Annotated in this window: 10 protein-coding genes; 4 read left to right on the forward strand and 6 right to left on the reverse strand. The window is 74.1% G+C overall.

What is annotated here, in order from left to right:
• Positions 1-23: 23 nt before the first annotated feature.
• From ACWCYO_RS31240 to mscL, 4 genes are all read right to left on the reverse strand, one after another.
• Positions 24-2,486 (reverse strand): right-handed parallel beta-helix repeat-containing protein, encoded by a 2,463-nt coding sequence (locus tag ACWCYO_RS31240; RefSeq protein ID WP_449786089.1) that lies wholly within the window; start codon positions 2,484-2,486, stop codon positions 24-26.
• 355 nt (positions 2,487-2,841) lie between these two features.
• Complete coding sequence (locus ACWCYO_RS31245) at positions 2,842-3,717, reverse strand: MOSC domain-containing protein (RefSeq protein ID WP_449786090.1); 876 nt, start codon at positions 3,715-3,717, stop codon at positions 2,842-2,844.
• A 223-nt stretch (positions 3,718-3,940) separates the two neighbouring features.
• A complete protein-coding gene (locus ACWCYO_RS31250; protein ID WP_449786091.1) occupies positions 3,941-4,720 on the reverse strand; it encodes a DUF6643 family protein in 780 nt (259 codons plus the stop codon).
• Between the two features lie 388 nt (positions 4,721-5,108).
• Positions 5,109-5,558: a large conductance mechanosensitive channel protein MscL gene (mscL, locus tag ACWCYO_RS31255; RefSeq protein ID WP_449786092.1), complete on the reverse strand. Its 450-nt coding sequence runs from the start codon at positions 5,556-5,558 to the stop codon at positions 5,109-5,111.
• A gap of 446 nt (positions 5,559-6,004) precedes the next feature.
• Between mscL and ACWCYO_RS31260 the strand changes: the two genes are divergently transcribed.
• From ACWCYO_RS31260 to ACWCYO_RS31270, 3 genes are all read left to right on the forward strand, one after another.
• On the forward strand, positions 6,005-7,207 hold the full coding sequence (locus tag ACWCYO_RS31260) for a glycosyltransferase family 4 protein (RefSeq protein ID WP_449786093.1): 1,203 nt from the start codon (positions 6,005-6,007) through the stop codon (positions 7,205-7,207).
• A 199-nt stretch (positions 7,208-7,406) separates the two neighbouring features.
• Positions 7,407-8,081 carry a thiol:disulfide interchange protein DsbA/DsbL gene (locus ACWCYO_RS31265; protein ID WP_449786094.1) on the forward strand — a complete coding sequence of 225 codons (675 nt, stop codon included), beginning with the start codon at positions 7,407-7,409 and terminating at the stop codon, positions 8,079-8,081.
• Positions 8,082-8,164: 83 nt separating this feature from the next.
• Positions 8,165-9,040, forward strand: coding sequence for an alpha/beta fold hydrolase (locus ACWCYO_RS31270; RefSeq protein ID WP_449786095.1), 876 nt, complete (start codon positions 8,165-8,167; stop codon positions 9,038-9,040).
• A gap of 18 nt (positions 9,041-9,058) precedes the next feature.
• Here ACWCYO_RS31270 and ACWCYO_RS31275 read toward each other — a convergent pair whose 3' ends face one another.
• Positions 9,059-9,805 (reverse strand): SAM-dependent methyltransferase, encoded by a 747-nt coding sequence (locus tag ACWCYO_RS31275; protein ID WP_449786096.1) that lies wholly within the window; start codon positions 9,803-9,805, stop codon positions 9,059-9,061.
• Between the two features lie 113 nt (positions 9,806-9,918).
• A complete protein-coding gene (locus ACWCYO_RS31280) occupies positions 9,919-11,067 on the reverse strand; it encodes a glycosyltransferase (protein WP_449786097.1) in 1,149 nt (382 codons plus the stop codon).
• Positions 11,068-11,124: 57 nt separating this feature from the next.
• On the opposite strand from ACWCYO_RS31280, the gene ACWCYO_RS31285 reads away from it, so the two are divergent.
• Entirely contained in the window at positions 11,125-11,895 is a 771-nt protein-coding gene (locus tag ACWCYO_RS31285; protein WP_449786098.1) for a glutamate racemase, read from the forward strand.
• The last annotated feature ends 682 nt before the right edge of the window (positions 11,896-12,577 follow it).

The following is a 12,577-nucleotide window of genomic DNA, read 5'->3' on the forward strand; positions in this document are numbered from 1 at the left end:
AGCCGTCGGCGAGTTCCCGACCCCTACGGCAGCGGCACGGTCGGCAGGTCCGCCGGGACCAGCAGTTGCAGCTCCTCCGTGGACGGATCGGCCAGGGCCGCCACCCGCACCGCGTGGCGCTCGACCATGGTCTCGAACACCTGCCGAGCGGTGCGCCCGTTGCCGAAGTTGGGGCCGCGCTCCAGCCGGGCGAAGTGCTCCAGCAGCGCGTCCTCGGTGGCGTCGGAGAGCGCGTACTCGTGCTCCGCGCACTGCGCCCGGGCGATCTCGAGCAGCTCGTCCGCCGTGTAGTCGGGAAACGTGATGGTGCGTGAGAACCGTGACGAGACACCGGGGTTGGCCGACAGGAAGCGCTCCATCTCGGCGGTGTAGCCCGCCACGATGACGACCACCTCGTCCCGGTGGTCCTCCATCAGCTTGACCAGGGTGTCGATCGCCTCCCGCCCGAAGTCCCGCGCGCCGTCCTCGGGCGCGAGCGCGTACGCCTCGTCGATGAAGAGCACCCCGCCGCGCGCCCGGTCGAAGGCGGCGGCGGTGCGGATCGCGGTGGACCCGATGTGCTCGCCGACCAGGTCGACCCGGGCCACTTCGACCAGGTGCCCGCGCTGGAGCACCCCGAGCGAGGCGAGGATCTCGCCGTACAGCCGGGCGACGGTGGTCTTGCCGGTGCCCGGGGCACCGGTGAAGACCAGGTGCCGGCGCAGCGAGGGCGCCTTGAGCCCGGCCTGGCGGCGGCGCCGGCCGACCGAGATCAGATCGATCAGGGTGCGCACCTCCTGCTTCACCGTGGCCAGTCCGACCAGCGAGTCCAGCTCGGCGAGTGCCTCGTCGGCCGGCCGGCAGTCCGGGATCGGCGCGATCGCGGAGGTCGCCGCCGCGGCGGCCGAAGCGGCCGAGGCCGCCGAGGACATCGATGCGGCGGTCAACACGGGTGTGGCCGCGATCAGTTGGGCCGTCCGTGGGCTCGGCAGGTCCGGCAGTCCGGAGGTCCTCGCGCCCGCCGGAGCGGCCGGTGCCACGTCGTCCGAGGTGCACCCCTCGGCGATCGGTCCCGGTTCGGAGAACTCGAACCCGGTCCGCTCGTTCTGCTCCGCCCGGCAGCGGGTCAGCTGGGTGCGGCACCCGTCGATGATGTGGAAGCCGAAGCCCTTGCCGTGCGAGACCCGGCAGTCCTCGAAGGTGCCCCGCCCCTGCGCCGAGACGTACACCCCGGCGTCCGTGCTCGCCCGTACGGTGCATTCGCGCAGCACCGGGTCGGCGCCCTTGGTGACGATCACGCCGGTGGCGACGTCGGAGATCTCGCAGTCGGTCAGCAGCCCGCCGCTGCCGTGGTCGCGGAACCAGAGTCCGGTCCCGGCCTCCTGCACCCGGCAGGAGGCCAGCGAGACCGTGGCTCCACCGCTGACCGAGACCGCCGAGCTGCGGATCCGGCTGAACGAGCAGCCCTGGGCGACGGCGGCGGAGTCCCGGTCGAGGACGAACAGCGCGTCCGGCAGGTCGTGCAGCGAGCAGTCGGTGAGGGTGAGCCGGGCGCCGTCGCTGACCCACAGTGCCGGGTACTCGCCGGTGGAGCCGTGGATCTGGCAGGACTCGGCGACCGCCTCGGTGCCCTGGTCCCAGACCGACAGCGCCCCGCGCCCGAAGTCCCGGACGGTGCTGTGGACGAGGCTGAGCCTGGCGCGTCCGCGCAGGTCGGCGCCGTTCTCCGGCAGGTCGTGCACCCGGCAGCCGGTGAGCACCAGTTCGGCCTCACCGTCCAGGGTCAGGCCGTTGCCGGTGACCCGGTGGATGTCGCAGTCGACCAGCCGTCCGCCCGCCTGCGCCTCGGCCTGCACGCCGCAGCCGCGGATCTCGTAGATCTCGCAGCCGGTGAGCTCGGCCGCGCTGCCCGGGTCGGAGAGCAGCACGCCGGCGCCGGAGGCGTGGTGCACCCGGCAGCGGTCCAGCGCGGCGGTCGCTCCGCCGAGGACGGCGAGTCCGGCCTGGCCGGCCGCGGCGACCTCGCAGTCCTCGAAGGCGGCGGCCGTTCCCTCGCCGCGCAGCCGCAGCCCGAGCCCGCCCGGGTTGGCGACCACGCAACCGCGCAGGGTCGGCCGGGCCCCGCCGTTGACCTCGACCCCGGTGGCGGAGCGGGTCTCGATCCGGCAACCGCGGAACGCGGGCGTCGCCTGCGGCCCGGTGACCAGGACGGCCGGAGTGGAGCTGTCACCGCCCTCGACGACCAGGTCCTCCACGGTCGCGGCGGCGGTGACGGTGATCGCCACTCCGGAGGCCGGTTCGATCCGGACGGTGCCCGGGCCCTGGGCCGGGACGATCGTCACCGGCTTGTCCAGCAGCACGTTCTCCCGGAAGGTGCCCGGCCGGACGGTCACGGTGTCGCCCGGCTCGGCGGCCGCCAGGGCCTCCGTGAGCGTGTCGTACTCGCCCGCGCGGCGACGCCAGCGGGATGCGCTGTCCTGGGTGACCCGGACCCTGTGCTCAGCCATGACGGTCTGTCGTCCCCACCTTCGTCGTGCCGGCGATCAACGGGCCGTGGGCGCGGGGGTGCGCGGGCCGTCCGCCCACCGTAGCGCGCCCCGGCGGGTGATCCGGCCGCCCGTCCTGGCCCGCCCGGGCGGTCGGCCCGGCCGCCCGTCGCCGCGCGGACACCGGGGGCGCCCACCGCGGCCACAGGTTCCGACCACTTGTTTCAACGAGCGCGCACAGTCGGAGTTCCTCGCCGGGCGCGTACGGCCGGGGTTCTTCCGTACCGGCAGGCCGCCCGCGGAACAGCCGCCCGCGGAACGGTCACCCGCCCAGCTCCGGCCGGCGCCCGCCGACGGCTCAGCGCCCGTCGGCGGCTCAGTGCCCGTCGGCAGGCCAGTGCGCCCCGTCCTCCAGGACCTCGACGTCGTCGCCGAGCCGCAGCGTGCCCAGCACGTCGCCCCCGACGCCGGCCGGCCGCTCGGGGATCAGGTTCTGCCCGAACGCGGCCTTGCGCAGCAGCTTGTGGTGCCGGGCCAGGGTGCGCAGCGGCTCGGGGCCGCGCCGCTCGCCGCTCTCCTGGTCGGTGGTGGTGACCACGCAGCGGCCGCAGGGCTTGACCACCTTGAAGGTGAGCGCGCCGATCCGGATCCGGCGCCAGCCGTCCTCGGCCCAGGGCTCGGAGCCGCTGACCACCACGTTGGGGCGGAAGCGTTCCATCGGCAGGGTCTCGTGGCCCTCCGGGTGCTCGGCGGCGATCAGCTCGTTGAGCCGGTCCAGCGAGGTGGTGGTGGTGAGCAGCAGCGGGAAGCCGTCGGCCATCGAGACGGTGTCACCGGGCTCGCCGTACTCGGGGTCGACGGGCCGGGCGCGCGGGTCGTCCAGGTGCACCAGGCGGTAGTCGCCGAGGTGTTCGGCGATCCACAGGTGCGCCTCCTGGGCGGCCTCGACGGCGCGGAAGCGGGTGCCCCAGACCTCGACCTCGGCGACCGGGGCGCCGGCGGCGACGGCGGGGGCGGCGACCTCGATCCGGGAGCCGTCGGGGGCGGTCAGCGTCAGCGTGCCGTCGGGCAGCGGGTGGACCCGGATCTGCCCGAGGGCGGCGTTCTCGCGCTGGCTGACGAAGCGCCCGGTGGGGTCGGCGAGCATCCAGCGCCGGTCTCCGGCCAGACCCCAGGGGTGGACCGCGGCGGTGTCCGGGCTCAGGCGGTACATCGACTTGACTGGGTAGACGTGGAGTCCGGTGAGCTGCATTCCCCCATCCTGCCAGCAGCGTTCCGGCCGGTCGCACGGCCCCCGGGGCGCTTCGAGCGCGATGGTGCCGGTACGCGCACGGACCGCCCGGTACGCCGTGGGGGGCGTTCCGGGCGGTCCGTGGATGACCCGTTTCTCCGTTCGCCCGGCGTTCAGGGGTCGCCGGGTGGTGCTCAGGTGGTGCGGGTGCGAGCCGGTGGGGCGGCCCCGTGGTGCCAGTGGCTCAGTAGCCCTGGCCCTGCGGCTGGTAGCCGCCCTGCTGGAAGCCGGCGGGCTCGCCGTACGGGCCCGGCCGCTGCGGCTGCATCGGGCGGACCGGCGCGACCGGCGCCATGGCCGGGCGCAGCTGGGCGCCGCCGAAGCCCTGGTCGCCGGGGCCGGCCGGGTTCGGACCGCCGAAGGACTGCTGGCCGCCGAAGCTCTGCGGACCGCCCTGCGGGAGGCCACCGGGCTGGCCCTGGCCGAAACCGGCCGGTCCGCCGGTCGACTGCGCGCCGAAGGTCTGCTGGCCGCCCTGGCCGATGAAGGTGTTCTGGCCGCCGAAGCTCTGGCCGCCGGTGGGCTGGTAGCCGCCGCTGGCGGTCTGGGCGAAGGCCGGGGCGGCGGGCTGCGGCCGCTGGTACGGCTGGGGGGCGCCGTATCCGGGGGCCGGCGGCTGCGGGGCGGAGGCGTACGCCGGCGCGGACTGCGCGGGGATGTACGCCGTGGCCGGGCCGGCGGAGGGGCCGCTGCTCGGGCCGGGGCCCAGGGCGAGGCGGGCGGGCGGCAGCGCGGGGAGGTTGCTGCCGGGGGTCTCGTACCCGTTGCCGTACCGGTTCTCGTAGGACTGGCCGAGGCCGGATCCGTAACCGGAGGACAGGGCCGGCGGCAGGGCGGCCGGCACGTTGATGGGTGCGATCTGGGGAACGCCGCGCTCAGCCACGAGGCTGTCGTAGATCGGCGTGCCGGAGGAGAAGGACGGAGAGGGGTAGCCGACTCCGTCGTAGGAGCGGGGCGAGGTCATGGGGCATACGGTAAGCCCACAATGCGCCTGCTGAGGAGAGCGGGAGAGGGAGCAGTTCGAGTGTTTACACAGTCTTCGCTCGCACAAAGGTTTCGAAAGTAGGAAGAACGGACATACTGGCGCTCAGTTCCGGACAACCCTGGCGCCCCGTCAGTGATCGAACAGCGCCCGGACGCGGCGGCCGGGAAAGTCTTGCGGTGACCGGCCGGTGGACGGGCGGGGCCTCATGGAGAAACTTTTGCGGACGGGGCGTGCGCGGGCGCATTCGAGCCCCCGCCGACGGTGCGGCGGGGGCTCGTGAATGTTTCGGGAATAAATTTCCCGTCAGCGCCCACGGCGGACGATCCGAGCCGGCCGCAGGAGCGCTCCACAGGCCGCCGTCAGGACGTCAGTGCGTCTGCAGCGGCTGGGACTGCGCGGGCAGGCCCGGCCGGGCGGCGACCTCGGTGGTGCAGAACGAGCAGCGGGTCGCGGCGGCCGGGATCGAGCTCAGGCACTCCGGGCACTCTACCTTGGCGGCCGGCGCGGGCTTGGCCTTCTCGAAGCGGTCCTGCAGCTTGCCGACCGGCACCACCACGGCGAAGTAGATCACCGCGCTGACCAGGACGAACCCGATCACGGCGTTGACGAAGAGGCCGTACGGGAACTTGGTGCCACCGACCTCGAAGGTCTTCTGGGTGAAGTCGCCGACCGCACCGGTGGCGACCCCGACCAGCGGGGTGAGGAAGGCGCTGACGAACCCGGTGACGACGGCGGTGAAGGCCGCGCCGATCACGATGCCGACCGCGAGGTCCACCACGTTTCCGCGCAGCAGGAAGCTGCGGAATCCCTTGAACACCGGGTGACTCCAAATCCGAACGGGGAAGGGGGAGATGGGGCAGTACGGCAGGGCCCCGGCCGGACATCCTGCCGACCGGCCAGGGGCGAGGTCCAACCCGCGTTCACCCGATCCGCGTAACCGGCCGACCGGTCGGCCCGACCCCCCGTCCCGGCCCGACCCGGCGCACCCGGCTGATGCGCAGGCCCTCCGCGTACCGGCCTATCGGCGTCTTACAGCTCGTTCCCCGCCCGATGGTGTGAGCCGGTCCTTGACACAAGGGGTACGAGGGAGCGGAGGGCGGCACCGTGGTGCGGCCGGGGGTGAAACGGGGCGCAGGGCGGTCGCAACCGGCGCACGACGGCGGCCCTTCAGCGCACACCGGGTGTACGGGCGCGGGCGCGCGGGCCACCGCGAGGTTGCGCGAAGGGGCTGTACCGGGCGAAGCGCTGTGCCAAGGTCGGTCCATGCCCGACCACACGGCGGCCGATTCGGCCGGAGTCCGCCCGCGTGTCCTGCACCTGATCAGCGACGAACGCCGGGGCGGCGCCCAGAACTTCGCCCGTGACCTTCACCGGGAACTGCGCCGCCGGGGCCAGGCCTCCGCGCTGTGCGCCCTCGCCCCGCACCCGGCCGTGCCACCCGCGCGGCCGGGTGCGGTCGTATCGGGGGTGTGCACCGCCGGGACGGCCGTACCGGGCACCTGCGGAGAGGGGTGTCCCGACACCGCCAGGGTGCGCGCCGCCGCCGTACTCGGCCCCGGCCGCCTGCGCCCCACCACCCTGCGGGCGCTGCGCTCCGCCGCCCGGGTCGCCGACGTCGTGCTCGCCCACGGCTCCGACACCCTGGCCGCCTGCGCCCTCGCCCTGGTCGGCACCCGCACCCCCTTCGTCTACGTCTCCGTCGGCCACCCCCGCTACTGGACCGCCAACCGGCTGCGCAGACTGCGCGGCGGCGCCCTGATGCACCGTGCCGCCGCCGTCACCACCCTCACCGACGAGGCGCGCGAGGTGCTGGAGGAGCAGTTCCGGCTGCCCGGGGGCAAGGTCCGGGTGATCCCCAACTCCCGTGCCGCCGAGAGCTATCCGCCCGCCGACGGCCGGGCCGACCGGCGCGCCGCCCGACACGCCCTGGGTCTGCCCGCGGACGTCCTGCTGGTCGCCTGGATCGGCGCGATATCCCCCGAGAAGCGGCTCGACCTCGCCCTCGACGTACTCGACCGGCTTCCCGACGTCCGGATGGCCGTCGCCGGGGACGGCCCGCTGCTGGAGACACTGGCCCGCCACCCGGCCGCCGCCCGCGCCCACTTCCTCGGCCCGCTGCCCGACCCGGCGCCGCTCTACCGGGCCGCCGACGCGCTGCTGCTCACCAGCGACAGCGAGGGCGTGCCCGGCGCGCTGATCGAGGCGGCCCTGGCGGGGGTGCCGGCTGTGGCGACCGACGTCGGCTGGGTGCGCGAGGTGGTCCGGGACGGTGCCACCGGAGCGCTGGTCGCCCCGGGGGACCCGCTCGCGCTGGCCGAGGCGCTGGCCAAGGTGCTGTCCTGCAACGGCGCGGGCCTCGGCGCGGCCGCCCGGGCGCACGCGCTGGAGCACTTCGAGCTGGGCGCGGTGGTGGACGACTGGCAGCGGCTGGTCGCCGAGGTCTGGACGGACGATCCCGCTCGCTGACGGCAGGGCCCTCCGGCCGCCGAGCGCCGATGACCGCCACCGGCGCGCCGAGCTCCGACGTGCCGACGCGCGCCGCCGAGCCCCGACGCGCGCCGACGCGCGCTACGGGACGAGCCCAGTTACGCCGTTCGAGCGAATCCGGGCCAGCCGTTCCGTACCGACTCGCCGGAAACGGACCGTCACCAGCAAACTGCCCGATGTGAACTCGAATTCGCTGCTGCGGTCCGCCGTCCTGCTCGCCGTCGCCGCCGGGATCGCCGTGTCCCCCGTCCAGGCCGGTGCGGTGACCCATCAACCCCCCACCGAGGGTGCCCAGTTCGTCAAGCTCGACCACGCTCAGCCGGTGCGTGAGAGCGCCCGCACCGAGGCCGTCGAGTTCTTCTGGTACGACTGCAGTCACTCCCAGGCGTTGGAGCAGCCGCTGCAGGCCTGGGCGGAGAAGCACCGCGCCGACGTCGCGCTGCGCCGGGTCCCGGCGATCTGGCAGGGCAGCCCGGACGAGGGCGTGCAGCGTGCCCATGCGCGCCTGTACTACACGCTGGAGCGCCTCGGCCTGGTCGAGCAGCTGCAGACCAGTGCCTTCCGCTCGATCCACACCGACGGCGCCGACCTCACCACCGAGGCGGCCGCCACCGACTGGGCGGTGCGCCACGGCGTCGACGCCGAGCGCTTCCGCGCGGCCTACCGCTCCGCCGAGGTCGGCCGGTCGGTGGACGACGCGGTCGTCCAGTTCGTCCGGTACGGAGTCAACGAGCTGCCGACGGTGGTCGTCCAGGGCGAGTACCGCACCTCGCCGACCAAGGCCGGCGGCGTCGAGGCGATGCCCGAGGTGCTGGACTACCTGGTGCAGCGGGAGCAGCTGCAGAAGCGCTGAACCCCGGCAGGCGGATGACGGTCGATCAGTTCGCTCTAACGAACCCCTTGCCTAACCATTCAGATGCTGTTTAATGGTTAGTTATGAGCGAGCTGACGATCCCGCACGTCCACCACCGCCACGTCGACCTCGACGGCCTGCGCGTCTTCTACCGCGAGACCGGCCCGGCCGACGCCCCCGTTCTCCTGCTGCTGCACGGCTTCCCCTCCGCCTCCCATCAGTACGCCCGGCTGCTCGACGCGCTCGGCACCCGCTACCGCCTGATAGCCCCTGACTACCCGGGCTTCGGCAACAGCGACAGCCCCGCGCCCGACGCCTTCCCGTACCGTTTCGACACCCTCGCCGACGTCATCGAGCGCTTCTGCCTCGCCCTCGGCCTGGACCGCTTCGCGATGTACGTCTTCGACTTCGGCGCACCGGTCGGCCTGCGGCTGGCCACCCGCCGGCCGGAGTGGATCACCGGCCTGGTGGTCCAGAACGGCAACGCGTACGAGGAGGGACTCTCCGACCAGGCAAGGGAGTTCATCGCCCACCGGCGCGGCGTTCCCGGCGCCGAGGAGGTCGCCCGGTCGATCCTCACCCTGGACATCACCCGCAGCCAGTACGAGGGCGGCACCGGCGACCCGAGCCTGGTCGCCCCGGACGGCTGGACCCTCGACCAGCACTTCCTCGACCTGCCCGGCCGCAAGGACATCCAGGTCGAACTGGCCCTCGACTACTTCTCGAACGTCGAGCTCTACCCGGTCTGGCAGGACTGGCTGCGCGCCAACCAGCCGCCCACCCTGGTGGTTTGGGGGCGCAACGACCCCTTCTTCACCGAGGCCGGCGCCCGCGCCTACCTGCGCGACCTGCCCGGGGTCGAACTGCACGTCCTCGACACCGGGCACTTCGCACTGGAGGAGAAACTGCCCGAAATCGCCCCGCTGATCGACGACTTCCTCGCCAGGACGCAGAAGTAGTCGCCGCTGCCGGGGAATTCAGTCGCGGCGCAGCAGATAGGTGACGAAGCCGAGCGTTCCCCGGTAGCCGCGCAGCCAGTCGGTGCGGTGGCGGTCCGCGGCCTCGCGGGCAGCCGCCGCGTCCGGGTGGTCCGGGTGGTCCAGCGCCCACTCGGCCAGCGAACCCGTCCAGCAGAACTCGTAGTCGTCCCACTCCCGGGCCGTGCTGACGTGCCCGTACACCGGGGTCCAACCGTCCGCGAGGACCCGGTCGGTGGTGGTCGCCAGATCCGCGAAGTCCTCCGGGACGGCGCCCAGCCCGTCCAGGGCCTCCCGGGACGGCTCGCGCTCCCAGAACCCGTCGCCGACCAGCAACCGCCCACCCGGAGCGAGGAGTTCGCGGGCCGCCGCCAGTGTGGGCAGCAGCCCGTCGAAGGCATGGGTGGCGCCCACGCACAGCACCAGGTCGAAGGGCTCGCGGTCGGTGAACTCCCGGGCGTCCCGGTGGTGCAGGCCGATCCGGCCCACCACGCCGAGCGCGGTCGCCGTCTCCCGGGCCCGGGTCAGTGCCGCCGCGTCCACGTCCACCCCCACCGCCCGCCAGCCCGGCCGCGCGGCCAGCGCCCGCAGCAGCCACGCGCCCTCACCGCAGCCGAGGTCCACCGCCCGGCCGCTCTCCTGCCCGGCCAGCGCGCGGTCCAACAGACGGGCCACCGACCCGTCCGACAACGGCGCCGCGATCGGGTGGTGGGCATGGGCGAGCCGGGAGATCCGCTGACGGTCCATCCGAGCAGTATGGATCCGACCGGCCCGGCGCGCCCGCGGTTTTCCCGTGCCGCTCGTGTCCGCTCGTGTCCGCTCATGCTTGCTCGTATCCGCTCAGGGCCGCTCAGGGTCGCTCATGCCCGCGAGTACGTCCGGCCCTTCCAGGCCGCGCCCCGGCCCCGCCAGTGCTGCACCGCCGAGTCCACCGTCATCAGCAGGTACAGCGAGGCCGTGAAAGGCAGCAGCACTACGGCCGCCGCCGGCTGCCCGTAGTACCGGACCATCGGGAGGTAGGTGCCCGCCATCAGCGCCCAGGCCGCCCCGCCCGCCACCGCCACCAGCGGCGCTCCCGCCACCAGACCGGCCACCGTCGCCACCGGCGGCACCAGGTACACCAGCGCCAGGCCCAGCACCGTTCCCAGCAGCAGCACCGGCGAGTGCCGCAACTGGGCGTACGCGCTGCGCGACACCATCCGCCACAACTGCTCCAGCCGGCGGTACGGGCGGACGCTGTCCACCTCCCCGGCCAGACCCAGCCAGGTGCGCCCGCCCGAGGACTTCACCGCCCGGGCCAGCGACACGTCGTCGATCACCGCCCCCCGGATCGCCGCCACCCCGCCCGCACGCTCCAGCGCCTCCCGCCGCACCAGCGAGCAGCCGCCCGCCGCGGCCGCGGTCCGGGAGCCGGGGCGATTGCTCCGGCGGAACGGGTACAGCTGGGCGAAGAAGTACACGAAGGCCGGGACGATCAGCCGCTCCCAACCGGTCTCCACCCGCAGCCGGGCCATCTGCGACACCAGGGCCAGCCCGTTGCCCTCGGCGGCGGCCACCAGCTCGGCCAGCGAATCCGGGCCGTGCGCGATGTCCGCGTCGGTCAGCAGCAGGTACTCGGCGTCCGGACCGGCCAGCTCCACCCCGTGCCGCAGCGCCCACAGCTTGCCCGTCCAGCCCGGCGGCAGCGGGGGAGGGGTGGTCACCGTCAGCTCCAGCCCGTCCATCGTCCGCAGCTCCGCCGCCACCGCGCCCGTGCCGTCCGAACTGTGGTCGTCCACCAGGATCACCCGCGCCCGCCCCGGGTACTTCTGCGCCAGCAGCGTCGGCAGGCTCACCGGCAGCACCGACGCCTCGTCCCGGGCCGGCACCACAATCACCACCTGCGGCCACCGCACCGGCGGACGACGCGGTGGCAGCCGGACGTCGGTGCGCCAGAACAGACCGTGGCAACACGCCAGCCAGAGCCAGACCAGCAGGGAGAACGCGGCGATCCACAGCAGGACGGTCACCCCGGCAGTCTGCCGCAGAACCGGCCGGGACGGGGGGATCGACTAAAGTCTTGCCTCGTGAAGATCGCACTGATGGACTCTGGAATCGGCCTGCTGGCCGCCGCCGACGCCCTCCGGAAGCTGCGCCCCGACGTCGATCTGGTGCTCTCCTCCAACCCGGCCTCGATGCCGTGGGGACCGCGCACGCCCGAAGAGGTCACCGAACTGGCCCTCGGCTGCTGCCGGGCCGCGGCCGCCCTCGAGCCCGACGTCCTGGTGATCGCCTGCAACACGGCCTCGGTCCACGCGCTCGCCGCCCTGCGCGCCGAACTCGAGCCCGGGCTGCCCGTCATCGGCACCGTCCCGGCGATCAAGCCCGCCGCCGCACTCGGCGGCCGCGTCGCCATCTGGGCCACCCCGGCCACCACCGGCAGTGACTACCAGCGCGGACTCATCCGTGACTTCGGCGGCACCGCCGACATCACCGAGGTCGCCTGCCCCGGCCTCGCGGACGCCATCGAACACGGCGGCGACGACGCCATCACCGCCGCCATCGCCGACGCCGCCGCCCGCACCCCGCAGGGCACCGACGCGCTCGTCCTCGGCTGCACCCACTACGAACTCGTCGCCGACCGCATCCGCACCGCCGTCGCCCCCACCGCCTCCCAGGCCCTCACCTTCCACGGCTCCGCCGACGCCGTCGCCGCCCAGGCCCTCCGCCGCGTCGCCGACCCCACCCGCACCGGCACCGGCACCCTCACCGTCCTCCACGCCGGCACCCCCGCCACCCTCCCCCCCACCGCCACCCTCTACCCCCAGGGCCTCACCCTCGCCCCCGTCACCGCCTGACCCACCCCCACCCCGAGGAACAGGAAGTCGACCAGGCCGACTTCCCACGCGCCACCGGCAACACCCCTTGCTCGCGGGAACCCGGGCGACACGAGCGGGCCCAGCGCTACGGCGCAGGAAGTCGACCGAGCCGACTTCTGATGCAGCCCGGGCAACACCCTGAACTGCGGGGGCCTCGGGCGGCACGAGCGTTCGGGCCCGGGCGCGGCACCACGGCATAGGAAGTCGACCGGGCCGACTTCTCGCGCAGCCCGGGCAACACCTGATCGCGGGGCGGGCGAGCGTTCGGGCTCTGGGCGCGGCACCTGGCGTGCAGCTATGCGCATGGGAAGTCGGCTGGGTCGACGTCTCGCGCAGCGGCATGGGTGTTGCGGGGCGGCCGGTTCGCTCGGGCCGTGGACTTGTCGGCCGGCCGGCTTCTCGTGCTCCGATGGGCGAATGCCTTGGCGTCCCGTGCGGGCAGCCGAGCGCCTGGCCGGGCGTGGTGGCTGAATTGTGCGGTCCGGTGATGCCGTTCGGGCACACCGCGTGCCTCTCCGGCAGTACGCCGGAGGTGCGGAATTGGCCGGAAGAGTGCCCCGGCGCCCGAGCCGCCGCCGCGTGGGAAGTCGAGCCGGTCGCGCCTGGTGGTCCACCCCCGGATGCAGCGGCACGGCCTGGGCGGTCGGCTCCTGGAGGCCCT

This window comes from Kitasatospora sp. NPDC001683, assembly GCF_053596495.1.